The organism is Corynebacterium sp. S7 (genome assembly GCF_054401105.1).
Map to the genome: position 1 here is coordinate 2,111,521 of NZ_CM136760.1, position 26,421 is coordinate 2,137,941.

26 protein-coding genes are annotated in these 26,421 nt (G+C 58.7%); 6 read left to right on the top strand and 20 right to left on the bottom strand.

The window, feature by feature from the left end:
- Positions 1-32: 32 nt before the first annotated feature.
- Positions 33-1,928 carry a DNA primase gene (gene dnaG / locus ACXZ66_RS10075; RefSeq protein ID WP_458748534.1) on the bottom strand — a complete coding sequence of 632 codons (1,896 nt, stop codon included), beginning with the start codon at positions 1,926-1,928 and terminating at the stop codon, positions 33-35.
- 187 nt (positions 1,929-2,115) lie between these two features.
- Here dnaG and ACXZ66_RS10080 point away from each other — a divergent pair, with 187 nt between their 5' ends.
- Positions 2,116-2,586 carry a guanyl-specific ribonuclease gene (locus tag ACXZ66_RS10080; RefSeq protein ID WP_458748535.1) on the top strand — a complete coding sequence of 157 codons (471 nt, stop codon included), beginning with the start codon at positions 2,116-2,118 and terminating at the stop codon, positions 2,584-2,586.
- Complete coding sequence (locus tag ACXZ66_RS10085) at positions 2,579-2,842, top strand: hypothetical protein (protein WP_458748537.1); 264 nt, start codon at positions 2,579-2,581, stop codon at positions 2,840-2,842. The genes ACXZ66_RS10080 and ACXZ66_RS10085 overlap by 8 nt, the downstream gene beginning before the upstream one ends.
- 23 nt (positions 2,843-2,865) lie before the next feature.
- Here ACXZ66_RS10085 and ACXZ66_RS10090 read toward each other — a convergent pair whose 3' ends face one another.
- Positions 2,866-4,140 carry a deoxyguanosinetriphosphate triphosphohydrolase gene (locus ACXZ66_RS10090; protein WP_458748538.1) on the bottom strand — a complete coding sequence of 425 codons (1,275 nt, stop codon included), beginning with the start codon at positions 4,138-4,140 and terminating at the stop codon, positions 2,866-2,868.
- A 116-nt stretch (positions 4,141-4,256) separates the two neighbouring features.
- Here ACXZ66_RS10090 and ACXZ66_RS10095 point away from each other — a divergent pair, with 116 nt between their 5' ends.
- Positions 4,257-6,257 (top strand): TPM domain-containing protein, encoded by a 2,001-nt coding sequence (locus ACXZ66_RS10095; RefSeq protein ID WP_458748540.1) that lies wholly within the window; start codon positions 4,257-4,259, stop codon positions 6,255-6,257.
- Between the two features lie 19 nt (positions 6,258-6,276).
- On the opposite strand, the gene ACXZ66_RS10100 is transcribed toward ACXZ66_RS10095, so the two are convergent.
- The 3 genes from ACXZ66_RS10100 to ACXZ66_RS10110 are packed head-to-tail and all read right to left on the bottom strand — an operon-like array spanning position 6,277 to position 8,635.
- The gene (locus ACXZ66_RS10100; RefSeq protein ID WP_458748541.1) at positions 6,277-6,753 is read right to left on the bottom strand and encodes a hypothetical protein; all 477 of its coding nucleotides are present in this window, start codon (positions 6,751-6,753) and stop codon (positions 6,277-6,279) included.
- Positions 6,750-7,253 (bottom strand): hypothetical protein, encoded by a 504-nt coding sequence (locus ACXZ66_RS10105; RefSeq protein WP_458748542.1) that lies wholly within the window; start codon positions 7,251-7,253, stop codon positions 6,750-6,752. The genes ACXZ66_RS10100 and ACXZ66_RS10105 overlap by 4 nt, the downstream gene beginning before the upstream one ends.
- Complete coding sequence (locus ACXZ66_RS10110; protein ID WP_458748544.1) at positions 7,253-8,635, bottom strand: glycine--tRNA ligase; 1,383 nt, start codon at positions 8,633-8,635, stop codon at positions 7,253-7,255. Before ACXZ66_RS10110 ends, ACXZ66_RS10105 begins: the two co-directional genes overlap by 1 nt.
- A 299-nt stretch (positions 8,636-8,934) precedes the next feature.
- Here ACXZ66_RS10110 and ACXZ66_RS10115 point away from each other — a divergent pair, with 299 nt between their 5' ends.
- A complete protein-coding gene (locus tag ACXZ66_RS10115; RefSeq protein ID WP_458748545.1) occupies positions 8,935-9,435 on the top strand; it encodes an ArsR/SmtB family transcription factor in 501 nt (166 codons plus the stop codon).
- Positions 9,436-9,574: 139 nt separating this feature from the next.
- Positions 9,575-10,021: a Fur family transcriptional regulator gene (locus tag ACXZ66_RS10120; protein ID WP_458748546.1), complete on the top strand. Its 447-nt coding sequence runs from the start codon at positions 9,575-9,577 to the stop codon at positions 10,019-10,021.
- Here ACXZ66_RS10120 and ACXZ66_RS10125 read toward each other — a convergent pair.
- From ACXZ66_RS10125 to pdxY (ACXZ66_RS10150), 6 genes are read right to left on the bottom strand one after another with little or no spacing between them, the layout of a single operon-like run.
- On the bottom strand, positions 10,018-11,109 hold the full coding sequence (locus ACXZ66_RS10125; RefSeq protein WP_458748547.1) for a VIT1/CCC1 transporter family protein: 1,092 nt from the start codon (positions 11,107-11,109) through the stop codon (positions 10,018-10,020). The two genes, ACXZ66_RS10120 and ACXZ66_RS10125, sit on opposite strands and share 4 nt — an antisense overlap.
- Complete coding sequence (locus tag ACXZ66_RS10130; RefSeq protein WP_458748548.1) at positions 11,106-11,843, bottom strand: isoprenyl transferase; 738 nt, start codon at positions 11,841-11,843, stop codon at positions 11,106-11,108. The genes ACXZ66_RS10125 and ACXZ66_RS10130 overlap by 4 nt, the downstream gene beginning before the upstream one ends.
- Before the next feature lie 7 nt (positions 11,844-11,850).
- A complete protein-coding gene (recO, locus tag ACXZ66_RS10135) occupies positions 11,851-12,591 on the bottom strand; it encodes a DNA repair protein RecO (RefSeq protein ID WP_458748550.1) in 741 nt (246 codons plus the stop codon).
- Position 12,592: 1 nt separating this feature from the next.
- On the bottom strand, positions 12,593-13,519 hold the full coding sequence (gene era, locus ACXZ66_RS10140; protein ID WP_458748552.1) for a GTPase Era: 927 nt from the start codon (positions 13,517-13,519) through the stop codon (positions 12,593-12,595).
- Between the two features lie 15 nt (positions 13,520-13,534).
- A complete protein-coding gene (pdxY, locus tag ACXZ66_RS10145; protein WP_458748554.1) occupies positions 13,535-14,359 on the bottom strand; it encodes a pyridoxal kinase PdxY in 825 nt (274 codons plus the stop codon).
- Positions 14,359-15,219, bottom strand: coding sequence for a pyridoxal kinase PdxY (gene pdxY, locus ACXZ66_RS10150; protein WP_458751363.1), 861 nt, complete (start codon positions 15,217-15,219; stop codon positions 14,359-14,361). Before pdxY (ACXZ66_RS10150) ends, pdxY (ACXZ66_RS10145) begins: the two co-directional genes overlap by 1 nt.
- 199 nt (positions 15,220-15,418) lie before the next feature.
- Between pdxY (ACXZ66_RS10150) and ACXZ66_RS10155 the strand changes: the two genes are divergently transcribed.
- Positions 15,419-16,483, top strand: coding sequence for a 2,3-butanediol dehydrogenase (locus tag ACXZ66_RS10155; RefSeq protein WP_458748555.1), 1,065 nt, complete (start codon positions 15,419-15,421; stop codon positions 16,481-16,483).
- Positions 16,484-16,658: 175 nt separating this feature from the next.
- On the opposite strand, the gene ACXZ66_RS10160 is transcribed toward ACXZ66_RS10155, so the two are convergent.
- The 9 genes from ACXZ66_RS10160 to ACXZ66_RS10200 form a co-directional block, all read right to left on the bottom strand.
- Positions 16,659-17,993 (bottom strand): hemolysin family protein, encoded by a 1,335-nt coding sequence (locus tag ACXZ66_RS10160; protein WP_458748557.1) that lies wholly within the window; start codon positions 17,991-17,993, stop codon positions 16,659-16,661.
- Complete coding sequence (gene ybeY / locus ACXZ66_RS10165) at positions 17,993-18,598, bottom strand: rRNA maturation RNase YbeY (protein WP_458748559.1); 606 nt, start codon at positions 18,596-18,598, stop codon at positions 17,993-17,995. Before ybeY ends, ACXZ66_RS10160 begins: the two co-directional genes overlap by 1 nt.
- The gene (locus tag ACXZ66_RS10170; RefSeq protein ID WP_458748561.1) at positions 18,595-19,602 is read right to left on the bottom strand and encodes a PhoH family protein; all 1,008 of its coding nucleotides are present in this window, start codon (positions 19,600-19,602) and stop codon (positions 18,595-18,597) included. Before ACXZ66_RS10170 ends, ybeY begins: the two co-directional genes overlap by 4 nt.
- A 10-nt stretch (positions 19,603-19,612) precedes the next feature.
- Entirely contained in the window at positions 19,613-20,317 is a 705-nt protein-coding gene (locus tag ACXZ66_RS10175; RefSeq protein WP_458748563.1) for a 16S rRNA (uracil(1498)-N(3))-methyltransferase, read from the bottom strand.
- Entirely contained in the window at positions 20,317-21,447 is a 1,131-nt protein-coding gene (gene dnaJ, locus ACXZ66_RS10180) for a molecular chaperone DnaJ (protein WP_458748565.1), read from the bottom strand. Before dnaJ ends, ACXZ66_RS10175 begins: the two co-directional genes overlap by 1 nt.
- 19 nt (positions 21,448-21,466) lie before the next feature.
- Complete coding sequence (gene hrcA / locus ACXZ66_RS10185; RefSeq protein ID WP_458748567.1) at positions 21,467-22,483, bottom strand: heat-inducible transcriptional repressor HrcA; 1,017 nt, start codon at positions 22,481-22,483, stop codon at positions 21,467-21,469.
- A gap of 47 nt (positions 22,484-22,530) precedes the next feature.
- The gene (gene hemW / locus ACXZ66_RS10190; protein ID WP_458748568.1) at positions 22,531-23,637 is read right to left on the bottom strand and encodes a radical SAM family heme chaperone HemW; all 1,107 of its coding nucleotides are present in this window, start codon (positions 23,635-23,637) and stop codon (positions 22,531-22,533) included.
- A 41-nt stretch (positions 23,638-23,678) separates the two neighbouring features.
- A complete protein-coding gene (locus ACXZ66_RS10195; RefSeq protein ID WP_458748569.1) occupies positions 23,679-24,350 on the bottom strand; it encodes a hypothetical protein in 672 nt (223 codons plus the stop codon).
- Between the two features lie 101 nt (positions 24,351-24,451).
- The gene (locus ACXZ66_RS10200) at positions 24,452-26,317 is read right to left on the bottom strand and encodes an AMP-dependent synthetase/ligase (RefSeq protein WP_458748571.1); all 1,866 of its coding nucleotides are present in this window, start codon (positions 26,315-26,317) and stop codon (positions 24,452-24,454) included.
- Between the last annotated feature and the right edge of the window lie 104 nt (positions 26,318-26,421).

Consider the following 26,421-nt stretch of genomic DNA (forward strand, 5'->3'; position numbering starts at 1 on the left):
CCGTAATTGGAACTAGTGCCCGCTAGTTCCCCCTAGTTGCCGCGAAAGGCACGATCATTCAGGTCGCGGCGGGCCTGCTCGAGGGCAACCAAATCGGAAAACAGCGAGTTGTAGGCCACCTCGTCATCGGAAGGACGCATGCGCTGCAGCTGCGACTTCAATTGCGCGATCTGATCGCCGACGCGGGTTTCCTGCAGCCTAGAGAGCACAGAATCCGCGTAGACGCTGATGTCGTCGGCGTGGATCGGCTCCACGGCAAGCTCAGAAACAAAGTTGCGCCCGGCAAGGTCGAGCATCTCCCCCGCCACTGCGGCGAGCCAATCCACGCCCTCCTGTGCCTTGGAGGTCCCGCCTGCCCTGGAGATCGCTTCGCGCACCTGTCGGTAGGCAGGGTTGGTGAAGGCATCGGGATTAATCCCGTCGAAGTAGCTGCCCGCTTCCTGCGGAAACTGCAAAGCCACCTTGAGGGATTCGCGCTGCGGCCACAATGTCGGGTCCTTCGGATCTGGCGGGGTCAAAGAAGGCTGCGCGGTAGATACCGGCTGATTGTTTGCGGGCTCGCGCACAACCACCCGTTCCTTCTTCTTGGTCGGATGCTTAGCCTCGTTGCGCACCTGTTGGAGCACCTCGTTGGGGTCAGGCCAACCAACCCAACCCGCAAGTAAGCGGGCGTATTCCGTCTGCAAGGACTTATCGCGTATCTGGGCCACAATAGGCACCGTGCGGCGCAGTGCCTGCAGACGCGATTCTGCAGTATCCAGGCTGTAATCCTTCAAGATTGACTGGATGACAAACTCGAACATCGGGATCCGGCTGGCCACCAAGTCACGCAGGGCAGAATCACCCTTGGCTAGGCGAAGGTCACATGGGTCCATCCCGTCGGGGGCTACTGCCACGAAGGACTGGCCGGTGAACTTCTGGTCGCCTTCAAAGGCGCGCAGGGCTGCCTTCTGCCCCGCCTCGTCACCGTCGAAGGTGTAGATCAGCTCTCCGCGGAAGTAATCGTCGTCAAGCATGATGCGTCGCAGGATGGAGAGGTGGTCCGAGCCGAAGGCGGTGCCGGACGAGGCGACTGCGGTTTTTACCCCGGCGGCATGCATGGCCATCACGTCGGTGTAGCCTTCGACCACCACGGCCTGGTGCCCGGCGGCGATATGCTTCTTCGCTAGGTCCACGCCGAAGAGCACCTTGGACTTCGAATACAGCATCGTGTCCGAGGTGTTCATGTACTTGCCCATGTTGTCATCGTCGAAAAGTTTGCGGGCGCCGAAGCCGATGACGTTGCCGGAGAGGTCCTTGATGGGCCACAGCAGGCGGCGGTGGAACTTATCAATCGGGCCGCGCCTGCCCATTGTGGAAATGCCCGCGGCCTCGAGCTCCTTGAAGTCGAAGCCCTTGCGCAGCAGGTGCTTGGTGGTGGTGTCCCACCCGCCCGGCGCGTAGCCGCACTCGAATTCGTAGATGATCTCCTGGCCGAAGCCACGGTTGAGCAGGAAATCACGCGCGGGCTGAGCCTCGGGGGTTTCTAACTGCTCGCGGTAGAACTCATGAGCCGCCTTGTTCGCGGCGATCAAACGCGCGCGGGTACCCGGCTTGACGTCGCGTGCTCCAGTACTGCCACCTTGGTAATTGATGTGGTAGCCGATGGTTTCAGCCACCGATTCCACGGCCTCGGGGAAGGTCAGATGCTCCATTTCCATGAGGAAGGAGAACACGTCGCCGCCCTTGCCCGTGGAGAAGCAGTGGTAGTAGCCGCGCGCGGGGCGCACGTGGAACGAGGGAGTTTTCTCGTCCTTGAATGGGCTTAAGCCCTTCATCGAATCGTGCCCGGCGGGCTTGAGTTGGACGTACTCGCCGACGATGTCTTCAATATGAGCGCGCTCGCGGATTGCCTGTACGTCGGAATCCGGAATTCTGCCCTTTGCCATATCGGCAATACTACCGCGCGGGTCAAATTACCAATGTGCCCAAGATCACTCTGAGAATTTAATGGCCAATAACTTAGTCATAGTAGGCCATTCTGGCAGGGCGCGGGGTCCGTCTGCACCATTCGGAATCTTTTGCGGGGCATTTGCAATGCCGGAAGTTTTGGCCGGTCATGTCACAATATGGGCCATGGCTGAGCAGTCTCCCAGGGGCACAAGTTCTAAGAAATCGTGGCCCGCAATCATCGCGGGCATAGCCGTAGTCGCCATTGCCGGATTCTTCGGCATCGACCTTGCGGGTAATTCTTCGAATTCCGCATCCCCCGGAATGACAGCGAGTACGAGTGCCACGCAATCGTCGTCAAGCGATCAATGCCCTATCAATACTCTTCCTGCTGAAGCCCACGACACCCTTGACGACATCTCTGCCGGCGGCCCCTTCGAATACCCGGACAACGATGGAGTTCGCTTTGGTAATTACGAGGGCCAGCTGCCCGCCGAACCTTCCGATTACTACCATGAATACACGGTGGACACGCCCGGCCTAAACCACCGTGGCGCGAAGCGAATTATTACCGGTGGCGGCAGTGAAACCGACCCTGACGTGGTCTATTACACCGACGACCACTACGAAACCTTCTGCGAGGTGCCAGATGCATAACCAACGGCACAATCGTGCTTTCAATCCGATCCTGCTGACGCAAGAGATCGATTCCCTCCAGGACCTTTATGACGGCATCGCCGACGTGGTCTACTCCGACGATCGCCCCGCACCGACCAACCTCGATGGGCTGGCAGACATGTTGCGGGAGTCGCATGTGCGCAAGGTGATCACGTCGCATTGGTCGCTTAACGACGAGGCGTCGCGCAAGGTCAACCGCGTATTTAAAGACGTCGGTGTAAGTTTGGTTCGGTAATTTTCAGGAGCGCTTGGGCCCCACTAACCCATAAAGAACCCGGACAACCCCGCGGCGCGCTTCGCCGTGCGCTCGAGGCGTGATTCCGTCATCGAAGCGATCTGGTCAATGATCACGCGGGCACGTTGCTGGTCGTTCTCGGCTTCTTCCCACCACTGCCGGTAGATGGTGTCCAGGGTGCCTGGCGCGCCCTCAGTGAGGTAGGCATGGACGCGGTTGATGCGGTCGCGTTGGCGGTTCTGGCGCCGAATATGTGTAGGTTTGTCCATCACGTAGAGCACCGCGATGGTTTTCAGCAGGCGCACCTCGGCCTCTGCGTCGGCTGGAATGATCAGCTGACCATGCATCCGGCCGAGCTTTGGCTGATGGGCTTTTAAGGTGGCAGTAGTTACGGCACCCACGTAGCGGCCCACAAGCTCACTGGTGAGCTTCTTCAAATTGGTCCACCCGCGCAGGGTGTAATCGTAGTCAGCACCACCCTGGATAATCTGCAGGCCGCGCAGCCGGTCGGCGGCTTCGAGCAATTCTTCGGCGGTACCTCCGAATGCGGCCGCGCCTTTGTCCGCCAGGTTGGCTAACTCGACCAGATCCCACAGAACATTGAGGCTGATACGACCCGAAATGATGCCGTCTTCCACATCGTGCACGGAGTAGGCGATGTCGTCGGAAAAGTCCATCACCTGTGCTTCCATCGGAGGCCGATTGTCGGTGTGACCTTCGCGAACCCAGGCCAGGATTTCTGCGTCCTCGTCGTAGGCGCTGTACTTGCGGTTCTTAGTACCGTTCGCGTTCGTCGCAGTCCACGGATACTTGCAGGCTGCGTCCAGTGCTGCCCGGGTGAGATTAAGGCCAAACGAGCGATCGTCGTGAAGCACTTTCGGCTCGAGCTTGGTCAAAATCCGCAGGGTTTGGGCATTGCCCTCGAACCCCCCGGCCTCTTCTGCCAGGGCGTTTAGCGCAGTCTCGCCGTTGTGCCCGTAGGGCGGGTGGCCAATGTCGTGGGTCAGCCCTGCCATGTCGCACAGATCGGGATCTAGGCCTAGGCCCGCGCCAATTCCGCGGGCGATTTGGCCAACTTCGAGGGAATGCGTCAACCGCGTACGAGGAGTATCCCCGTCTTGCGGGCCAACAACCTGAGTCTTGTCGGCCAGCCGACGAAGAGCTGCGCTGTGCAGCACCCGCGCCCGGTCGCGGGAGAACACACTCCGATGCTCAGATTCAGTGTTTTCATACACAGAACCCTTGGGACCTTCAGGCGCAAAGCGCTGCATGTCAGCTGCTGAATATTCGTAGGCCATAACAATTGTTCAGCCTACTTCGAAAAGTGTGATTTGCCTGCTGGACACAGCTTGCTTTTCACGTGCATTCAGTTGGTTTCGGGCGACAATGTCCAAGTCCCGGTAAGTTGAATACCATGAACGCGCGTTACCTGAAAGTACTTCTCACCGCCCCTGTCATCGGTGGCGCTCTGGGCATGGCGGTGCTCGCCGGCCCGGCGACTTCCGCGTGGGCCGCACCGGCCACAGTTGCACAAGCACAGGCAGAAGTGACTGAACTCGCTCCGGGCCGGTTGACCGACTCGGTGACAGACGTGTCGGGTGTCTTGTCCTCTTCCGATATTCAAGCTATCGACGATGCCATCCGGCAACTCCAGCAGGAGAAAAACCGCCACGTATTCGTGGTGTACATCCCTACTTTTGGTTCCTACACTCCTGAGCAGTGGGCCACGGCTGCTGTCGAAGCCAACGGCGGTGGCAGCACTGGCGTGATGGTGATTTCTCCAGAAGAGCGTCTCTTCTGGTTTCAAGGTGGTACCGATTGGAGCCAGTCAGAGATAGACACGGTGTACAACGCGGCCTATCCACGGCTGGCAGAGGATGATTGGGCGGGTGCCGCTATCGAAGGGCTTTCCTCGGTCACCGCTGGGGGTGGCAGCGGTGAGAACGCCGCCTGGTTGGCAGCCGGAGCTGGAGCCGTCGTTGTGGCTGGCGGTGGAATCTGGGCGTACTCGCGCCGAAACAAGAAGAAGCAATCGGCTGCTAATCTCGCCGACGGTCGCGAGATCGACCCGAGTGATATTCGCGCGCTCAACCAGCTGCCTACCGATACGCTGGAGCAGCTGGCCAAGGACACTTTGGTCACTGTGGACGAGTCGCTGCGCCTTGGCCAAGAGGAGCTCACCCTGGCGAACAACGAGTTTGGCCCGGAGCGCACACGCCCCTTTACTGCAGCGATGAATTCCGCTAACTCGGCTTTGCAGCGCGCGTATAAGATCCAGCATCGTCTGACAGATTCCATCCCGGAAACTGAGCCAGAAAAGCGTGCCATGTTAGTAGAAATCATCTCTTCCGCGGGCCAGGCGGACCAGGAATTGGGTCGCCGCTCGCAGGAGTTCTCCGAAATGCGCGACCTACTCATCCAGGCTCCTGATGTGATTCACAAGATCACCCAACGCACCGTGGACATTCGCGCTCGCATCGAGCCTGCACGCGCCACCTTGGCGGACCTGAAGTCGCGTTACGACGACAACATGCTGGAATCCATCTCCGACAATGTCGACCTTGCTGTTGCCTCGCTGGATGAATCCGAGAAGGCCTTGACAACCGCACGCGAGCTCGAAGCCAAGCCTGCCGGCCAACAGGGCGCGCTTGTCGACGTGATCCGCACCGCAGAGCATGCCGTCGAAGTGGCCGACCACATGCTGGAATCCGTCGAGCACGCAGATGCCAACATCCAGTCGGCGCAAAATAACCTCCCAGCCCTGTTCCAAGAGATCCAAGATGAAATCGATCAACTGGGTGAGCTCAAGGGTGCGGCCTCTTCTGGTGCACAAATCAACGTGGAAAAGGTTGAGGCATTGCGCCAACGCGCTGCGCAGGTCCTGCAGGAAGCTCAGCAGATTTCCACCACCGATCCGTTGACGGCATTTACAAATCTGACACACATTGATGCAGATCTCGACGAAGCCATCGCCGAAGTCCAGGGTATCGCCCAAGACCAGCAACGCATGCTGAGTATCCTCGACCAGCAGCTCAACGCTGCCTCTGCACAGATTCAGGGCGCCGAGGACATGATCGCATCCTACGGTCGTGTTATCGATTCGAAAGCACGAACCTTGTTAGCCGAGGCGAAGCATCAGCACGCCAGCGCCCTCAATGACCGCGTGCGCGATACCCGAGGTGCAATTGACATGGCACGTGCAGCTACTGAGACTGCACGTCGCGCCGCTGAAGCTGCAAAGAACAACATCAACCAACACCGCCAGCGCCAAGCTGCCAGCACCTTCGGCGATGTTGCCCAGGGCATCATCATTGGCTCGATGCTCTCCGGTGGCCGTGGAGGCGGTGGCGGATTCGGAGGTGGCGGTGGTGGCTTCAGCGGTGGAGGCGGCGGTGGCCGCGGCGGGTCCTTCTAAACTTGGAGCTAGGTCAGAGTTAGGTCAGGGTCCGGCGCACTGGTGAGTCCACCAACACCAGCCCCCACGTCATGAAGACAAGATCAATGGGGGGCGCGTCGTCGACAGCTGGACCGTCGAGGACCTCCACCTTGCCTGAAATCAAAGGCCGCACCGTGGCCACAACGTTATTGCGCGTATCGGTGATCTCACGCTGCTTGCTCCACCACTGGGTGCGATCGAGCGAATACTTTCGGCCGTCGCACGCCGCTTCTAGGTGGGAGACGGTAAACCCGTCTTGCACCATGCGGTACAACTTTCCGTTATCGGAAGTGGCACGCACGGTGAAATACTGTGGGCCGGGGCTGTACTCAATTAAGAGACGTCGGCCACCCACAATGAGCACGTCCGAACGGACCTGGGCAATCGAGCGGCCGTAGGAATCGAACAATTCATTGCCGTCCCACACCCACTTATCCCCCGAGGCCTTCGAGTAAATGCCCGCCTTGTTGGTCACGAGAACCACACGATGATGACCACAAGGGACAAGAGCACGAGCGTCGCGATGAGCGCGTTATTCGTGCCCATGGTCTTCCTCTCCAGCGCGAGACGAGACACCCACGCCAGCGCAACAATGTCGTTCAGAGGCAGCTCAGTCTCTCCCTCGAACTCGAGGTTGGCTTTGCGCACGCCCTGCTTCTTGCCGGAAAATTGTGCAACTTTCTCGCCACGTTCGTCGTCGATGATCCAGTCGGTGGATTCTTCGTTGACCAACATGTAGTTGCGACCCTCGACGTTGACCGGGATGTTCTTCTCGCGCTTGGTTGGCCCCGAGCGAACAATTTCTTTTCCATCAACAGTGGCTACGGCACCTGAGACTTCGGTGTACGCCAGATCCCAGCGCTCGCCATTGACCAGCGCCGAGCGATCGTCGAAAATTGCAAGCGTTTCAGGACCGTCCTCAACCAGCAGACGTGGCTTGTCGCGGTCCGTGCGATCCCATGAAACCCAGTGCATTAGCAACCTACCAAGCGAGCTGCGAGGTAGCCCTCCAGCTCATCGAGTGAAACGCGTTCCTGCTCCATGGTATCGCGTTCGCGCACGGTTACAGCATTATCTTCGAGAGAATCAAAGTCGAAGGTGACGCAGAACGGGGTACCAATCTCATCCTGGCGGCGGTAACGACGACCGATCGCGCCGGAGGTGTCGTAGTCCACGTTCCAGTTCATACGCAGCTTGTCAGCCAGTTCCTTCGCAGGACCGGAGAGCTCTTCTTTCTTGGATAGTGGCAGAACGGCGACCTTGACAGGCGCGAGGCGACGATCCAGCTTCAGTACTACGCGCTTGTCCACGCCACCCTTGGCGTTGGGCGCCTCATCCTCGTTGTAAGCGTCGATGAGGAAGACCATCATCGCACGACCAAGGCCTGCAGCAGGCTCAATGGTGTACGGAATCCAGCGCTCTTCGTTTTCCTGGTCGTAGTAGGACAGGTCTTCGCCGGAGCCCTCGGAGTGCACGCGCAGATCGTAATCGGTACGGTTTGCAATGCCTTCGAGCTCGCCCCACTTGGATCCCGAGAAGTTGAAGGCATACTCGATATCAACGGTGCGCTTGGAGTAGTGCGAGAGCTTTTCCTTCGGGTGCTCGTAAAGGCGCAGGTTGTCTGGATTCACACCCAGATCGAGGTACCACTGGTAGCGGTTGTCAATCCAGTACTGGTGCCATTCTTCGTCGGTGCCAGGCTTGACGAAGAACTCCATTTCCATCTGCTCGAACTCGCGGGTGCGGAAGATGAAGTTACCCGGGGTGATCTCGTTGCGGAAAGATTTACCGATATTGGCGATGCCAAATGGGGGTTTCATGCGAGCAGACGTCATAACGTTTTTAAAGTTGACGAAAATTCCCTGTGCAGTCTCTGGGCGCATGTAGTGAAGACCCTCTTCGTCATTCACAGGGCCCAGGTACGTTTTCATCAGGCCAGAGAACTCGCGTGGCTCGGTCCAGTTACCAGGCTGGCCGGTTTCCGGGTCATTGATGTCTGCTAGACCATTAGCTGGTGGGTAGCCATGCTTCTCTTCGTAAGCCTCCAGTAAGTGATCCGCACGGTAGCGCTTGTTGGTGTACAGCGATTCCACCAAAGGATCGGTGAAAACTTCGACATGGCCGGAAGTCTCCCAGACCTGACGAGGCAGGATAATCGAGGTATCTACACCCACGACGTCGGAGCGGGACTGCACCATATGACGCCACCACTGACGCTTGATATTGTCTTTGAGCTCAACACCGAGTGGACCGTAATCCCATGCGGAACGTGTGCCGCCATAGATTTCGCCAGCTGGGTAGACCAAACCTCGGCGCTTACACAGGTTTACAACGGTATCAATCACGGACGCAGCCATTGAAAGGGTTCTCCTCTGGTAGGGGGATTAAAACTTTTTCCTAGTCTAGCCGTCGACCTGATTGTGTTCAGCAGTCCCCCCGCTGGTTACACCGTTTGCTAAAATTGCGTACATATCAACGATAGAAGATACCCAAGGGGGTATTGCCCCCAAATGGGCGAACTTTAATGTTTATTTAACGTGTCACGTTATTCTTATTCTCTATCGTTGGATAAACTAAATATTAATTACTTGACTACCAATTCCGCGCTTGGATTGCTCGGCCCCAGTAGTCGAACATCAATGAAAGAAGCAAGTGCATGCTAGAACGTACAGCGGTCGGAGACGACGATATCTCCACCGCTACCCGAGTCATCAGCGCCTTGGATTCTCCTCTGCGCATGAAGATTCTTGCCCTGCTCAACGAGCGCAGCCATGTTGTCCATGAATTAGTTTCCGCTCTGGAAAAGTCTCAACCCTTGGTCAGCCAGCACCTGCGCGTGCTAAAGAAGGCCGGACTTGTGAATGCGGATCGGATGGGTCGTGAGGTCGTCTACAGCCTAGCTGCCCCCGATGCCATTGATTTGATTCTCGAAGCTGCGGCGATCGCGCGCAAGCTGGACAGTGACCAGGACGGTGATCAGGACAGTGATTCTGCCAAGGACGAACTCAAGGAAAAGCGCGCAGTCACCTCAAATACTCTGCCTTCTACCCCTGAGTCCAATGGCGCGGCAGCCGCTGCGCTGATCGGCGCACCTGATGAAAACACCGCGGATGTGGACCCGGGAGTTGTTCCGCAGACACCAAGCCCGATCAACTAATAGCTGGAAGTGTGCGTTCCACACAGTTAGGTGCTATTTTCGGTAAGCTGATTCTTGTTTAAACTAATTTTCAAACAGCTTTTATCATCCGTCACTTAACGATGTACCTCTTCGGCTACACGTGTTGGCAAGGAGCCCAATGTCCGCACGCAACTCAGTCCCAAAACTGGGCGCACGCAATACTCGGCAGCGCACTGCAATTGTCAATGTCCTGAGGGACATTGATCGCTTCGCTTCGACGAAAAAGATCCACCAGGAACTCGAGCAACGTGATGAAAACGTTGGTTTGACCACGGTGTATCGCACGCTGCAATCTTTAGCTGAAATCAATGCAGTAGACGTGCTGCACATGGCCAACGGCGAGACCTTGTACCGCCACTGCATGACCGACGATCACCACCACCACTTAGTGTGCGGGGTGTGTGGGCGTACTGAGGAAATCAAGGGCGGCCCGGTTGAGCAGTGGGCACGTGAGACTGCAGAGTCTTACGGCTACACTCTCACCGGCCATGATGCCGAGATTTTCGGCACCTGCCCGGCATGCCAGGCCCTGGCAAAAGAACAAGCCCAAGAACAGGGCAACTAGCCCACTAGTTGCCCGAAGAAGGCACCTAGCACGTAGGTAATGCCAGCGGCACCCAGGCCAATGGCCAGCTGGCGTAGTGCGCGGGTAAGCGGTGGTTTACCGCTCAAGATTCCTGTGATTCCGCCCGTAAACAACAGCGCGATCGAAACCAAAACTAGGGCAATCACTGCGCCAACGGTAGGGCTCGCACCGAAGATAAACGGAATGATTGGGATGAATGCGCCGACCGCAAAGAACAAGAACGACGAGATCGCCGCGGTCCAGGCCGCGCCTGCGCCCTTGTAGGAGTGGTGCTCCAACTCGTCGATACGGTTTCCGTGCTCAATCGCGGCGAAATTGTCTGCCGCACGGCGCTCTGCGTCCTCTTGGCTAAGTCCCCTGGCTCGATAAACCAGCGCCAGTTCGTTCTCGTTGACGTCGAGTTTGTTAACCATTTGGCGGGTCTCGGGATCGGGCGTGGAGGCTTCGAGCAGCTCGTTCTGTGACTTCACTGAGACGTACTCGCCCGCTGCCATGGACAGTGCACCGGCCAGAAGGCCCGAAATACCGGTGAGCAAAATGTAATTCGAGCTCACGCCAGAGCCCATCACGCCGATGATCAGGGCCAGGTTGGAGACCAGCCCATCATTGGCGCCGAAGACGGCGGCACGGAAATTGCCGGACATCTTCTCGCGGCCCTTTTGTGCGAGTGCGCGCACAACTTCGGCGTGCATCGCTTCGTCGGCAGCAATCTGGTCGGAGGCATCCTCATCTTCGAGGTAGGGGCTGCGCTGTTCCGCCGACTGCATCAGCGCGAGCGTGAACACCGAACCGAACTTGCTGGCCATGAAAGCCATGAATCGGGTGCTCAAGTCCGGGGACTGCGGCATGCCCACATGTTCGCCGAGTTTGTCCTGCCAGTAGCGCTCGTGGCGAGACTCCGCATCTGCGATGGCGAGCAGGATCTCGCGCTCCTCACCTTCGCGCTTCTTCGCCAACTCGCGGTACACCGCGGCCTCGGCACGCTCGTTAGCCAGGTAGCGGCGCCACTTTTTGACCTGCTTCTTTGTCGGTGTTTGATCTATATCGCTCTCCGCGAGTGCGTTCACTTAGTTCCTCCAAATCTGCGGTCCCGCTTGGCATATTCCAACACAGCGTCGTACATATCCTGCGGAGTAAAATCCGGAAACAGTTTATCCTGATACACCATTTCTGCATAAGCGGACTGCCAAATTAAGAAATTGGAGGTGCGCTGCTCGCCCGAGGGGCGCAGGAACAGGTCCACGTCCGGCATGTCAGGGCGGTAGAGGTAGTTCGACATGGTCTGCTCGTTGAGCTGCTCGGGGCGGATCTTGCCTGCTTGAGCATCCAGGATGAGTTTGCGGCCAGCGTCGACAAGCTCGGCGCGACCGCCGTAATTCACACACATCACCAGCGTCATTGCGGTGTTGTTCTTGGTTAGCTCTTCGGCAATTTCTAGCTCGCGGATGACGCTGCGCCACAGGCGGGGGCGCCTGCCTGCCCACACGATGCGGACGTTCTTCTCATGCAGCACGTCACGCTGCCGACGCAGCACGTCGCGGGAGAAGCCCATGAGGAAGCGGACCTCGTCGGCCGCACGGCGCCAATTTTCCGTGGAAAAGGCATACGCAGAAAGCCACTTCACCTCACCCAGAGCAAGGCACGCATCAACGCATTCCATCAGGACGGCTTCGCCCTTCTTATGGCCTTCCGTGCGCTTCAGGCCTCTGTTTTCGGCCCAACGCCCATTGCCATCCATCACCAATGCGATGTGCTTGGGAATAAACTCAGCAGGAATTTCTGGAGGAGGTGTTACGTTCACTCCCCCATTATGCCTGTTCCATGATCTTGAGCGATTTAACGCCCTGCTCCACGTGCCATTGCAGGTGCGCCGAAGTCAGGCGATGCACCTGGGCACTAACTTGGGTATCGGCAATATCGCATGCAGCAGCGAGATGACTATTTTGCAGCAGCCACATCACGTGCAGGGTCTGTTCGAGAACCTCAGCAGATCCCTGTGGGCGACAGTTGTTACACACTGCCCCGCCGATTCCAGGGTGGAATGCACGGTGCGGGCCGGGCTTTTGGCAGTTAGCGCAATCGAATAGCGCAAGGCCCCAACCGGAGTGTTCAGTGGCGCACAGGATGAACTTGTCCAGCACAAGCGTGGTCTGCTCATGCGACTGCAGCTCGCCAAAGGCCTGGGTAACGGCGTTGAACAGATACGGGTCGTCGTCGGCACCTGCGTAGGCGAGGCGCTCGGCGGACTCCAAGATCGCGCAGCCGGCGGTGTACTTGTCGTAGTCATCGATGATGCCCGAGCCATAGTAGTTGACGGTGTCTGCCTGCGTGATCGTAGCCAGGTTGCGACCAGGATAAAGCTGGACATCAATGTCCACGAAAGTCTGCAGGCGCGAGCCAAAGCGCGACTTTGCCCGGCGCACGCCCTTGGCCACGGCGCGCACCAGCCCGTGGTTTTGGGTGAGCAGAACGATGATGCGATCGGCCTCACCGAAATCGTAGGACCGCACCACCACGGCGCGATCGCGATACGACTCCCGGGTAGCCATTTTAGAAGCCCAACCTGCCCAGGGACTTCGGGTCCGACTGCCAGTTCTTCAAAATCTTAATGCGCAGGTCAAGGTGCACGTTCTGGTTCAGTAGTGCCATGATCTCCTTACGGGCACGCTGGACCAGCGAACGGAAGCGACGGCCATCAGAGCCCTCGATAATGCGTTTCTGGCCTGGGCGCTCCAAGTACAAGATGGCGTGAATGACCAGCTTGTCAGGGTTGTCTTCGTCGGGAAGCATCTCGTCGATCTCTACCGCCACCGAGTGCGGCAGCTCCTCACGCAAACCAGAAAGCGCAGCCTCGCGGATCAGCTCGGAGATACGCGTTTCCATGTCCTCATCAGTAACGTGATCGACTGGGTAGAACCGTGGGCCCTCAGGCAGATTCTCAACAATCACATCCATGAGAGTGTCCAGCTGGGTCGCCTTGGTGGCCGAGACCGGAACCACGTCGGCGTCGCCGCCGAGCATGTCGTGGAGTTCCAGAAGCTGCGCGCCAACCTCATCCTTACCGGCCTTATCCAGCTTGGTCACTACCCCGATAATCGGGGTTTTCGGTGCCACCTTGCGCACGTTTTCCAGAATCCAGCGGTCACCCGGACCGATCTTCTCATCTGCCGGGATGGTCAAACAGATCAGGTCCACGTCGGCGTAGGTATCTTGCACGACTTCGTTGAGGCGCTCGCCCAGCAGCGTGCGCGGGCGGTGCAGTCCCGGGGTATCCACGAGCACAACCTGTGCGTCCTCGCGGTTGACAATTCCACGAATTGGCCGGCGGGTGGTTTCTGGCTGGTCAGCGGTGATGGCGATTTTCTGCCCCACCAGCGCATTCGTCAGCGTTGACTTTCCCGTGTTTGGGCGACCAACAAAACTAACGAAGCCAGAACGAAAACCTTCCGGCGTGTCCGTGAATGAGTCTATATCCATAAGTACTAAGTGTAGCTAGTCTACTCGCTGTGCCACGAACCGAATCGGCGGGGCAACAATCAGCTCTTGCTTTTCAATCAGAGGCATCTCGGGCAAGCCGCCCGCAACAGTCGCCTCAACCATGCCGTAAAGCGTGCCCGCCATGTGCTCGAGCGCAACCTTCGGCCCCTGCCGATGCAGCGCGGTAAACAGCGCCGCCGCCAGGTCGCCCGTGCCCACAGTCTTGCCACCCATCCGTGGCGTTTCCACGTACCAAACCTCGTCCGGATACACCGCCAGCATGCCAATGCGTCCCTCACCTGCCTCACACGAGGTCACAATGGTGCGAGGATGCAGCGCGCGTGCCGCATCAATCGTTTCGCTTATCGACGACAGCTCCCGCCCCACCAACAGCCCCAACTCCCATTGGTTGGGAATGATGTAGTCTGCTGCTGGAATCACGGTGTCGCGCAATAGGTCCGGGATCTCCGAGAGCACAAAAGAGCCACGTTCCTTATTGCCGATGACTGGATCGCAGACGTAGACGGCATCCGGGTTCGCTTCCTTTACCTGCTTGGCAGCATTCACAATCACTTCCGCTGTGTCGGGGCTGCCCAAGTAACCGGAGAGGCAAGCGTCGACAAGCGGAAAAACCCCTCGCTCCGCAATGCCGGTGATGACCGCATCGATCTCGCTCGCGGCCAGCATGGGTCCGCGCCATGTGGGGTACTCGGTGTGGTTAGAGAAGTTGACCGTGTTCACGGGCCAGACTTCGTGGCCGAGGCGCTGCATGGGGAACACCGCGGCCGAGTTGCCCACGTGGCCCAGAGCCACTGCCGACTGGATCGAGAGGATGTTCATTAGAGTGCGCGCGCCGTGAACTGCATCCGTGGATTGGCGTAGAACTCTTGGGCTTCGACGAGTTTGAGCTCGCGGGAATCGGCCTCGTGGGTGAGTTCGAGCAGGTCAAAGACGCTGGATGCAGTCTTGGCCAGGGCGTCGGCGGCATCGCCGGACTCGATGTAGTGGCCGGTAAACAGTGCCGCGGTGACATCGCCGGAGCCATTGCGCTTGAAAGGTAGGTATGGGGTCTGGATGATCCAGGTGCCCTTCGGGTCCGAGACCAGCATCTCGATGGTGTTCTCCTCGCGGTCTGGGCGCAGCACGGAGGTGACCAGCACGGTCTGCGGGCCCATCGCTTTAGCTGCGTCGACGGCCTTGAGCGTGGACTCCAGGTCGTCGGCCTCGAGCCCGGTGAGGTAACCCAGCTCGAACTGGTTCGGCGTAATGATGTCGGCGACCGGAACAACCTTGTCGCGCAGCAGTGGCGGGATGTTGTCGGAGACATGGCAGCCGGACTTCGCGTTGCCCATCACGGGGTCGCAAGCGTAGACCGCATTCGGGTTTTCCGCCTTGACGGCTGCAACTGCATCCACGATCACTCCAGCGATCTCATCGCCGCCCTGGTAGCCGGACAAAATGGCATCGATCTTGCCAAACATGTCGCGCTCGCCGATCCCCTTGATCACGTCGGCAACATCCGGTGCCGGAATCATCGGGCCACGCCACGCGCCGTAGCCCGTGTGGTTGGAGTAGTTCACCGTATTTACGGGAAGCACTTCGTGGCCGAGGCGCTGCAGCGGAAATACTGCCGCCGAGTTGCCGACGTGGCCATAAGCCACCGCCGACTGGATCGAGAGAATATTTTTCATGACATACATCATGCTTGGTGGCTGGTTCAGCGCAAAGTCCACCCCCGGTTAATTTTCATGAACCAGTGGTGAACTAGGCGTGTCTACTTTCTCACATAGCAAAATAAACATCACACCATAAGCAAATTGCATGACTACACTTGAACACGTACACGGAAATCCCTAGAGCGGGCACCGAGTCTGCTCTACATACTTGAGGAGTACGACTATGCGCGCAGCGCGTTACTACGGCAATAAAGACATCCGCATCGAAGATATCGACGAACCAACCGCCGGCCCCGGCCAAGTGTTGATCAAGGTGGCTTGGTGCGGTATTTGCGGTACTGACCTGCACGAATACCTCGAAGGTCCTATTTTCACCCCACCTCATGGCCACCCACACCCAATCTCTGGCGAAGAGAACCCAGTCACCCTTGGCCACGAAATGTCTGGCACCATCGAGGCACTCGGTGAGGGCGTCGATGATCTCAAGGTTGGCCAGAAGGTCGTCGTCGAGCCATACATCATTCGCGATGACGTCGACGAGAAGACCGACCCACACTACAACCTCTCCCCTGACATGAACTTCATCGGTCTAGCTGGCCGCGGTGGCGGTCTCTCCGAGAAGATTGCCGTTGAACGTCGCTGGGTTCACCCCATCGCCGACCACGTCGAACTGGACGAGGCAGCACTGATCGAACCTCTATCTGTTGGCCACAACGCCTTTAAGGCTTCTGGCGCGAAGGAAGGCGACGTTGCCTTCATCGGTGGCCTCGGCCCCATCGGCCTTCTCACCGCAGCAGTGCTGAAGGCTTACGGCCTGACTGTTGTTGCAACCGAAACCTCGAAGCTGCGCCGCGAGAAGGCAATTGAGACCGGGGTTGTCGACCACGCACTGGACCCAACCCAGGTCGATGTTGTTGAGGAAGTAAAGAAGCTCACTGGTGGCGTTGGCGCCGACGTGGCTTTCGAGTGCACCTCGGTCAACGTGGTGCTGGACCAGCTGGTCGAGGCCCTTAAGCCTGCCGGCACCTTGGTCATCGAGTCCATCTGGTCCAAGAAGGCCGAGCTCGATGTTCACGCTGTTGTGATGAAGCAGCTCACCATTACCGGCATCATCGGCTACGCCCACGATCACCCAGAGACGATCAAGCTGGTCGAAGAGGGCAAGGTTGACCTGAAGCCGTTCATCACCGGCAAGATCGGCCTCGATGGACTTATCGACGAGGGCTTCGACACCCTGATCAACCACAACGAGACCGCAGTGAAGATCCTGGTCTCGCCAGATCTCTAGGATTTCTACGGAGGCCATGGCCGGAAACCCGCTTGAATCCCACTTTGGGCTAATTGTGGATAGCTAATTAGCGGTGTTTTCGGCCCAAAACGGTGCAAATTAGCTATGCACAATTAGCCAAACGCGGCCTGCAATCCTCAACCATTGATCTGGCGCTTAGCTCGGCGAACCTCCCCTAGTCCGCGAAGTGGTGATCGACGTACGGTTCGTTTTGCTCCGGAACGTCGATCACCACGCTGGTCACCTTCATGCGGCCGCGGCGATCACGTCCGCCCTCCGCAGTGAAACGCAGGCCTTCGAACTCCACATCCGAGCCTGGCAGAGGCACACGCCCTAGCCCGTAAGAGATTAGGCCGGCAACGGTATCGACTTGGTCCTCAACTTCTTCGTCGAATTCCAGGTCGTAGTCCAACTCGTCATCGAGGTAGGACTTCAGGTCATCCAAGGACAGTCGCGCCACCGCGCGGTATTGACGCTCACCGATCTCTTCAATCGGAGCTACTTCGCTTTCGTCGTATTCGTCGGTGATCTCGCCGACGATTTCCTCGAGAATATCCTCCATGGTCACAAGGCCAGCGATGCCGCCGTACTCGTCGACAAGCATTGCAATGTGCATGTTGTCGCGCTGCATCTCTTGGAGCAACTCGTCGAGAGGCTTGGACTCGGGTACGAAGAATGCGGGGCGCACAATGTCGCCGACCTTCACGCCGCGGCCGCCGTCGGTACGGTGATAGGTCTCGCGCACGATGTCTTTGAGGTAGGCGATGCCGACGATGTCGTCGACGTTCTCGCCGATAATAGGCACACGCGAGTGGCCGGAGCGGATCATTAGGGTCGTGGCTTGGCCGGCGTTCTTGTCGGCCTCGAGCCAGATCATCTCAGGTCGGGGCACCATGACGTTTTTGGCATAGGTGTCGGCCAGATCGAAGATATTTTGGATCATGCGCTGCTCGGTCACTTCGACGATGCCGTGCTCCTGGGCAATATCGACCATTTCGCGCAGCTCGACCTCGGTGGCGTATGGGCCGTCGCGGAAGCCGTGGCCGGGGCTGAGTAGGTTGCCCAACCAAATCAGCAGCTTGGATATTGGCCCCAAAATCTTATTGATCACTGACAGCACCTGCGCGGAGCTCAGTGAGACCGAGTAGGGGTTGCGCTTGCCTACCGTGCGGGAGAATACGCCCACCACGCCAAAGCTGAGTAGGGAAACCGACGCAATCGCAGCGGTGATAGCCCAGGCATCAGAGGAAATAATGTCCATGGCCATCATCGCGGCAAACACGGCTGCGGTGGCATCGAGGATGGTTTCCAGCATCACCAACAAGTTGATGTGATTCGCCCGGTGGTTGAGCACGCGCAAAAGCGCGGCCGCCCCGCGGACGTCATCCTTGACCATGTTTTCCACGCGAGCCCGTGAAATGGAACTAACTGCGGCCTCCACCGTGCCCACTAGGCCCGAGGCTAAGAGTGCAACAACGGCGACGATGCCGTAAATGACCCATACTTCCACTAGCTATCGCCCTCAGCATCTTGCTCTTTTTCCTGCCCCGATTCCTGCTCAGCCACCAAACCGTCAAGCTCCTCGCGGTCCGCAGCGGTGGGGAAAGCGTGCTTGCCTGAAGGTTTAGGCTGGTAGGAGACGTCTTTTTGAGCAAGGTAGTCGTACCAGTCGGCCAAGACCTCGTTTTGCAGGGCGAACATCTCGCGCTCGTCCTGCGGAGTGGCGTGGTCGTAGCCCAACAGGTGCAAGGTGCCGTGCACGGTCAGCAGCGCGAGTTCGTGGCCCAGCGAATGCCCGGCGGCGCGGGCCTGTTTATCGTCGTACTCAGGGCACAAAATGATGTCGCCGAGCAGAGCTGGCCCAGGTGCAGCGGCATCGGGGCGGCCACTGCCGGGGGTGAGCTCGTCCATGGGAAAGCTCATCACATCGGTGGGACCTGGCAGGTCCATCCAGCGCTCGTGCAGATCCGACATGGTCTCGGAATCCACCAAAGTAATGGTCACCTCGGTATCGGGGTGGACATCCATGGCGGAAAGCGAGAACGAGGCCACGTCGATTAGCATCTCTTCGTTGACGCCGTCATAGCCTGATTCGTTGAGTACTTCGATGCTCACTGTTGTTCCTCCTCGCGCTGGGCTGCGCGCTTTTCTTCCTGTTTCGCGTCGAATTCGTCGTAAGCGTTGACAATACGGCCCACCAGCGAGTGACGCACCACATCGCCAGAGCCAAGCTCGGAAAAGTGGATGTCTTCCACACCGCGCAGGATGTGGCGCACAAGCCGCAGGCCTGAGATCTGACCACGGGGCAGGTCCACTTGGGAAATATCGCCGGTGACCACCATCTTCGCACCGAAGCCCAGGCGGGTGAGGAACATCTTCATCTGCGCCGGGGTGGTGTTTTGGGCCTCGTCGAGGATCACAAATGCATCGTTAAGCGTGCGACCGCGCATATACGCCAGGGGCGCGACCTCGATGATGCCAGCTTCCATAAGCTTGGGGATCATCTCGGGATCGAGCATATCGCGCAGCGCGTCATAGAGCGGGCGCAGGTACGGGTCAATCTTGTCGTTGAGCGTGCCAGGCAAAAAGCCCAGCTTTTCGCCTGCCTCCACGGCAGGCCGCGTCAAAACGATGCGCTTGACTTCCTTGGATTGCAGCGCCTGGACGGCTTTGGCCACCGCAAGATACGTCTTGCCCGAGCCTGCGGGGCCGATTCCGAAGACGATTGTGTTCTGATCAATAGCGTCGACGTATTCCTTTTGCCCGATTGTCTTCGGACGCACGACCTTGCCGCGCCGAGCGATGATTTCGGCGCCCAAGATGTCGGAGACTGACTCCGGGGAGTTCTGCTCAAGGATCTGCACGGCTTGGGTCACGGCGTCTTTCGACACCACAACTCCGCGCCTAGCCATGGATTCCAATTCGGCCAAGACCTTCGTGGCCTGGCTGACTTTGTGAGCTGGTCCGGTCAACGAGACGCGGGTACCGCGTGCGAATACATCAATGCCAAGCAAGTTGGACAGGACCTTCAAGTTCTCGTCCGACACGCCGAAAATTGTATGTGCGTAGGCCGAATCCACATCGACTGCGTGCGAAATGACTTCGGGGGATGATTCCATGGGAGTCACTCTACCAGCGCGAACTCAGCACGCCGATGGCAGCAAGGCCTACCGCGGCAGCAGTCGCCGTCCGCAGGACCTCAGGACCCAGTTTCACAGGGATTGCACCAAGCAGCTCCAGCTCATCGTCGCCGACCCCGCCCTCGGGGCCGACGATGAGGTAGATCTCGTCGGCCAAAGAGATATCGCGTATCGACGATTCCGCGTCCTCGTGCAGGATAAGAGCCTGCTTCCCCGCGATGATGTCTTTGAGCTGGTTACTCGTTACAGGTCCGCTCACCTCCGGGATGAAGGTGCGCCGCGATTGCTTGGCCGCCTCGCGGGCTGTTGCCTGCCACTTCTCCACATTCTTGTCCACCTTCGGGCCACTCCAGCGCGCAATGGTGCGGTGCGAGATCCAGGGGATGATCGCATCGGCACCTGTTTGGGTGGCCAGGTCGACGGCAAGCTCAGCACGCTCCGATTTCGGAATGGCTTGGACCACCGTCACTTTTGGGGTGGGCGCCTCGTCGATACCCTGCTCTAACACCTCGCCTTTGAGCAATTCCTTGCCCGTGGTGTCGGTGACGCGCACGCGCGCCCACGTGCCACGCCCGTCGGTGAGCATGATCTCTTCGCCGGGTGCGATGCGCTTGACCGTTACGGCGTGGCGCCCCTCAGCTCCGGCGAGCTGGCCGGACAGGGGCGCCTCGGTGATGAAGTGTGGCAGTGACATTAGCGCTTGAACTTGTCGCGCAGGCGGCTAAAGAAGTTGCCGTCGCCGCCTTCGTCCTCAACGGCTGGTTTGTCGCCGTCGCGGGCTGCGCGCAGGTTCTCCAGGGCATCGCGGGCCTCGTCGGAAAGATCCTTTGGCACGGTGACCTGAACATCGGCGATGAGGTTGCCGCGGCCCTCGGCGCGCAGGCGTGGCATGCCCTGGTTCTGCAGGACAATCTTTTCGTTTGGCTGGGTGCCTGCTGGAACCTCAATGGTGTACTCGTTGCCGCCGAGATCAACGCCGGTGAGCTCGGTGCCTAGGGCTGCATCGAGCATAGGCACGCGCAACTTCATCTTCAGGTTGTCGCCTTCGCGCTGGTAGACAGGGTGGCGCTGGGTGGTGACCTCAACGTAGAGATCGCCAGCTGGGCCACCGCCGTGGCCAACTTCGCCCTGGCCTGCCATGCGGATGCGCATGCCGTCGGCGATGCCGGCTGGGATGGTAACGGTGAGGTCGCGGCGAGCGCGCACGCGACCCTGGCCGGAACACTTCCGACATGGATCTTGGATGATCTCGCCGTAGCCTTCACACTTCGGACAGTCCATGGTGGTCATGACGTTACCCAGGAAGGAACGCTGCACCTCTTGGACCTGACCCGATCCCTGGCAGTTGTCACAGGTGACAGGCCTGCTCTTAGACTCGGAACCGGTGCCCTCACAGTGATCACACACAATGGCGGTGTCCACGGTGACGTCCTTCTTCACGCCAGAGAATGCATCTTCTAGGGTGATTGCGGTACGCAGGAGCGCGTCGTTGCCGTGTTGGACACGGGAACGTGGACCGCGGGAGCCGCCTCCGGCTCCGCCACCGAAGAAGGCCTCGAAGATGTCTCCGAAACCGCCACCGCCGGCACCAGGTGCGCCTTGGCCCTGCTCCATCGGATCGCCGCCCATATCCACGATGCGACGCTTCTCCGGATCGGTGAGCACCTCTTGAGCCACCGATATCTCGCGGAACTTCTCCGCAGCCTCATCGGAGGAGTTAACATCCGGATGGTACTTGCGTGCTAGTTTGCGGTACGCCTTTTTAATTTCCGCATCGGAGGCGTTTTTGTCCACCCCGAGAATCCCGTAGTAGTCACGAGCCACTGTGTGTAAAGTCCTTTCGTTATTCGCCGGCCAGCACGCGCGAAATGTATCGCGCTACGGCGGCAACCTTTTGAATCGTACCGGGGTAGTCCATATATGTCGGGCCGAGCACTCCCAATCCGCCCAACGTTTCACCGTCGGAACCGTACCCCGCGGTCACCACAGCGGCCTGGGAGAGGCCCTCTTCTTCGTTTTCGCGCCCAATGCGCACACTGACATCGCCTAGTTCGGGCACATTAGTCAGCAGTTTGAGCACAACAACCTGTTCTTCCAACGCATCAATGACCTCATGTAATCCCTCCGGCATGTGCGTCAGGTTTGCCGCACCGGCAATGATGAGGCGATCTGTGGGTTGATCCACCAGTGTTTCGAGCAGCACGGTGGCCGCCCGCATCACATGATCGGCAATCTCAGGAGGCGCGGTAGCTGCAAGTTCAGCCACGGAAGTCGAGGCATCAGCGAGTGTTTTGCCCTGCAGTGCGTTGTTGAACATGTCACGCAGCGCGGCCACACCGGCGTCGTCGATAGTCCGTGAGAGCTCCACATTGCGCTGATCCACGCGCCCCGCATCGGTGATCAACACCAACAGCAGACGCCGAGGCGAGAGTGACACCACCTCGCAGTGCTTGACACGCGAAACATTCAGCGTAGGCAACTGCACCACCGCAGCTTGCCGGGTGAACTGCGCCAGAAGTTGCGCCGAGCGACGCAGCACGTCCTCCAAATCCACGCCCCGCTCGATGAATTCGATGATGGCGCGACGCTCCGCCGCAGACAGCGGTTTGACCTCGTGGATCGAGTCCACGAAGGCGCGATAGCCCTTCTCCGTAGGCATGCGTCCAGACGACGCATGCTGCTGCTGGATATAACCTTGCTCCTCCAGCGCTGCCATATCGTTGCGGATCGTCGCTGGTGACACCTTCAGTTGATGCCTATCTACCAGCGCTTTCGAGCCAACGGATTCCTGTAGGGCGATGTAGTCGGCGACGATGGCACGCAAAACTGCCTGCCGTCGCGTCTCCGTTGCATTCGCCATAGTTAGCACTCTCCTTCCCTGACTGCTAACTATACTGTAATCACCAATCACTCAGCTGCCAAGATGTCGGTCACAATACCGTCGGCAAGCAGCCTTCCGGTCTTCGTCACACGCACTTGCTTATCGACGATTAGCCTGCCCGCTTCCTCATGCCGGCGCACAACGGGTAGTGCTGCGTCGGCGATCCACTCCAGCGGGATTCCTTCCTTCAGCCGCAACCCCAGCATGATCTTTTCCATGTGCTCGTCATCGGCCGTGAGTCGTTCACGATCGGCGATAGGCAACTCGCCCGCCGACAGCAGCTGGTTATATTTCTCGGGGCGCTTGACGTTATAGAAGCGCTCGTTGTCCATGTAGCTGTGCGCTCCAGGACCCGCACCCCACCAGCGTCCGCCGCGCCAGTAGATCAGGTTGTGCTGGCACTCCCCGCCCGGCTTGGACCAATTGGATACCTCGTACCAGTCAAAGCCCTCGGCCTCTAGGGTGCGCGCGATTAATTCGTAGCGATCCGCAAAGGTGTCCTCGCTAGGTGCTGGCAGTTCTCCGCGTTTGACCTTGCGGGCCATGGCCGTGCCGTCTTCCACAATCAGCGAGTAGGCCGAGACGTGATCCACCTCTGCCGAGAGGATGTGGTCGAGCGTTTTCTTCACGTCGTCTTCGGTCTCTGTGGGCGTGCCATAGATCATGTCCAAATTGACGTGCTCGAATCCCGCGCGCTTTGCCTCACGCGCGGCCTCAACGGCACGCCCCGGAGTATGTGTGCGGTCGAGGACCTTCAGAATCGGCGTGGACGCCGACTGCATGCCTAAGCTCACGCGCGTAAAGCCGGCCTCGCGAATGCCTTCAAAGAAGCCAGGATCGGTAGATTCTGGGTTGGATTCTGTAGTGACCTCGGCCCCTGGGGCGAGCCCGAAATTATCCTTGACCGCCTTCAGGATCCGGCACAATCCCTCAGCTCCCATGAGCGAAGGAGTACCACCGCCAATAAATACGGTGTCAGCCTGCGGGCCCTCAGCTAGGGCGAGCTCGCGCTCCAGGCTATCTAGGTACTGCTCATAGGAGGAGTCGACCTCGGTAGGTGTATAGGTGTTGAAGTCACAGTACCCGCAGCGGGTCGCACAAAAAGGGACATGGATATACACACCAAAAGACATGCGTGTCAGTGTAGCCGCTGGCTGGTGTTGCTTCTAAAAGCTTAAGCACCCTTCCGCGAGCGCTTCGCTGCGACCTTGGCCACCACCGCGTCGATACGCGAACGCTCCGCCAAGAACGCCGGTGGGTTCGAGCCGCGCATGGAGCGGGTGAAGGCCGGATGTTCCTTGGCCACGACCTCGATCCAGCCGTCCACGGCGATGCGGACGATATCGCCCACGCGCGCATAGAGGTGTGGCAGGGAGACGATGCCGAGTTCCCGGGCAACCATGTCGGTTTGCTCGAGGACGTATTCAACAACTTCGCCAAGATGCTGGACAACGAGTTCCGTGCGCGATTCCAAGGCGTTGTGGATGTCGTCGACACGCACTAGTGCGCCGAACACCGGGAAGAGGTCAGTTAGGCCTTCGCCATCGAGCATTTCTGGCTCGGGGACCTTTTCTTCCTCGGAGGCCGATGCGGAAAGCACCCCGGCGCGCAGACCGGAGGTCAGGGCTTGGCGAAGCCCAACAAGTTCGCCGACGATGCGACGCGAATCCACGCGTGCATCCTCGATGATTTCGTTGAATTCTGCGAGGCAGTCCTCGATGAGTTCGCCGTCATAGTCGGCGATCGCCTCGGCCAAGTGCTCGATATACTCGGCAACTTCGTCGCCGATGTTGTAGATCTCCTGGGTCAGCTCACGGTGACGCAATTGGGCAGCAATTTTTTGCACCGAGGGCTCCCTTCCAAGACTTGAACTTAACTCTTAGGGACTTTATTCGAATTCGGGCGCTATCTCGCGATGGCGCGCCGAAGTGTTCTCACAGCTAAATGTTAACGTTCGTACAGTTGCTCGATCTCCTTGGAAAAACGCTCTGCCACGACGTTGCGCTTTACCTTCATCGTCGGGGTCAGCTCGTTTTCTTCCTCGGAAAGGTCGCGCTCGAGGATCCGGAACTTCTTGATCTGCTCCGCATGGCTCACTGTCGCATTTGCCAAATTCACCGCGTCTTGTACCTCGGCGTGCAAGGCAGGGTTTGTCACAAGGTCCTTCAACTCGGTGCTCTCGGGGATGCCGTGGGCAGCCTTCCAGCGTTCCAGTTCGTCCTTATCCAGGGTGACAAGCACGCCGATGAATGGCTTACCGTCGCCAACAACCAGTGCCTGGGAGATCAGCGGGTCCTTGCGCATGATCTCTTCGAGTGGCTGCGGGGAAATGTTTTTGCCACCGGCGGTGACGATCAGGTCCTTCTTCCTGCCCGTGACGGTGATGAAGCCGCGCTCGTCGATTTCGCCTAAGTCGCCGGTATTAAACCAGCCATCCACCAGCGCCTCGCGCGTGGCTTCTTCGTTATTAAAGTAGCCCTTGAATACGCCGTCGCCCTTGATCAGGATTTCGCCGTCGGCGTTGATCTTTGCCGCGTATCCGCCGAGGGGGCGTCCCACGGAACCGATCTTGGTGTCCTTGCCAAAGTTCACCGCCGCAGCAGCGGTGGTCTCGGTCAGGCCGTAGCCCTCGTAGGCAGGCACGCCGATGCCGCGGAAGAAGTGGCCCAGCTCCGAGCTCATTGCAGAACCGCCGGTGATGGCGTATTCCACTTGACCGCCGAGGGCGTCCTTGATCTTGGAGTAGACCAGCTTGTCGGCAACCTTGCGCTTGGCTTCTAGGAAACGCGATGGGCCATTGGGGGTATCCAGCGCCTTGGAGTACTCAATGGCGGTGGCTTCTGCCTGCTTAAACACGTTACGGCTGATTGTCCCGCCGTCCATGGCCTTGTGGTACGCGCCGTCGCGGACCTTTTCAAACACGCGGGGCACGCCGAGCACCAAATTAGGGTGGGTGCGTTGCAGCTGCATGGTCAAGGATCCGGTATCCGACCAGTGGGTCTGGGTCGCCCCACCGATGGTCAGGCCAATAGCTACCGCACGAGCAAGCACGTGTGCCATGGGCAGGTAAGTCACCACGTGGGTGCCTGGACGCGCAATCTCACCGATCGGGTGCGTGAGCAGGGCGCGCACCTGGTGGATCCAATTCTTATGCGTCAGGATGCACCCCTTCGGCTTACCTGTGGTGCCGGAAGTGTAGACAAGAGAGCCCAAGTCGTCGTGCTTGATAGTCAACACACGCGCATCTACCTCAGAATCTGGGATATCGCGGCCTTCAAACTTCAACGTATCAATGGCCGAGGAGTTGATTTCCAGAAGTCGACGCAGCTTTGTCGACGAGCCAAGAAGCGGGGCACGCCCTTCGTCGTCAAGCACTAAATTCGTGAGCATATCGGTGTGCTCACGGGTTTCGGTGATCGCAAGAACCGCCTCGGAGTCCTCGATGATCCACTGGATCTGCGACGCCGACGACGATGGGTAGATGGGCACGCTGGCAGCGCCGGTGGCCCAGATGGCGAAATCGAGTAGTGCCCATTCGTAGCGGGTTGCAGACAAAAGCGCGACGCGATCACCCGGCTGCACACCAAAGGCCATCAGGCCCTTTGCAACTGCGAAGACCTCGTCGAGGAATTCGCCGGCGGTGACATCGACCCATTCATAATTCTGCGGGCGCGAATATAACACGAGGTGGGGGTTGGATTTGCACAGCCCGATCAGCGCGGTAATGCAGTTGTCGTCGTCGGCAATCTGAAATTTCGCTGGAGTTTCGTAGTACTCGCGAGTGTTTGCAGAACTAGGTGCTGGGTCAGTCATGTAAAGATGCCTTTCTCCCGTGATATTTTTTAAATCCATTGCATTCTATAGTGCTCTATATTGTGCTCAACAAGGGTAAATAGGGTTGGTGAAACGCCGAAACA

Bases quoted from the DNA above. Each gene is read 5' to 3' on its own strand.
- hrcA (WP_458748567.1), bottom strand. From the start codon at position 22,483: ATGGCGAATGCAACGGAGACGCGACGGCAGGCAGTTTTGCGTGCCATC.
- ACXZ66_RS10175 (WP_458748563.1), bottom strand. From the start codon at position 20,317: ATGTCACTGCCACACTTCATCACCGAGGCGCCCCTGTCCGGCCAGCTC.
- ACXZ66_RS10090 (WP_458748538.1), bottom strand. From the start codon at position 4,140: ATGGCCTACGAATATTCAGCAGCTGACATGCAGCGCTTTGCGCCTGAA.
- ACXZ66_RS10080 (WP_458748535.1), top strand. From the start codon at position 2,116: ATGGCTGAGCAGTCTCCCAGGGGCACAAGTTCTAAGAAATCGTGGCCC.
- ACXZ66_RS10085 (WP_458748537.1), top strand. From the start codon at position 2,579: ATGCATAACCAACGGCACAATCGTGCTTTCAATCCGATCCTGCTGACG.
- ACXZ66_RS10105 (WP_458748542.1), bottom strand. From the start codon at position 7,253: ATGCACTGGGTTTCATGGGATCGCACGGACCGCGACAAGCCACGTCTG.
- ACXZ66_RS10120 (WP_458748546.1), top strand. From the start codon at position 9,575: ATGTCCGCACGCAACTCAGTCCCAAAACTGGGCGCACGCAATACTCGG.
- ACXZ66_RS10110 (WP_458748544.1), bottom strand. From the start codon at position 8,635: ATGGCTGCGTCCGTGATTGATACCGTTGTAAACCTGTGTAAGCGCCGA.
- era (WP_458748552.1), bottom strand. From the start codon at position 13,519: ATGGATATAGACTCATTCACGGACACGCCGGAAGGTTTTCGTTCTGGC.
- pdxY (WP_458751363.1), bottom strand. From the start codon at position 15,219: ATGTATGTCATGAAAAATATTCTCTCGATCCAGTCGGCGGTGGCTTAT.
- ACXZ66_RS10170 (WP_458748561.1), bottom strand. From the start codon at position 19,602: ATGGAATCATCCCCCGAAGTCATTTCGCACGCAGTCGATGTGGATTCG.
- ACXZ66_RS10115 (WP_458748545.1), top strand. From the start codon at position 8,935: ATGCTAGAACGTACAGCGGTCGGAGACGACGATATCTCCACCGCTACC.
- ACXZ66_RS10095 (WP_458748540.1), top strand. From the start codon at position 4,257: ATGAACGCGCGTTACCTGAAAGTACTTCTCACCGCCCCTGTCATCGGT.
- ACXZ66_RS10200 (WP_458748571.1), bottom strand. From the start codon at position 26,317: ATGACTGACCCAGCACCTAGTTCTGCAAACACTCGCGAGTACTACGAA.
- recO (WP_458748550.1), bottom strand. From the start codon at position 12,591: ATGGCTACCCGGGAGTCGTATCGCGATCGCGCCGTGGTGGTGCGGTCC.
- dnaG (WP_458748534.1), bottom strand. From the start codon at position 1,928: ATGGCAAAGGGCAGAATTCCGGATTCCGACGTACAGGCAATCCGCGAG.
- hemW (WP_458748568.1), bottom strand. From the start codon at position 23,637: ATGTCTTTTGGTGTGTATATCCATGTCCCTTTTTGTGCGACCCGCTGC.
- ACXZ66_RS10155 (WP_458748555.1), top strand. From the start codon at position 15,419: ATGCGCGCAGCGCGTTACTACGGCAATAAAGACATCCGCATCGAAGAT.
- pdxY (WP_458748554.1), bottom strand. From the start codon at position 14,359: ATGAACATCCTCTCGATCCAGTCGGCAGTGGCTCTGGGCCACGTGGGC.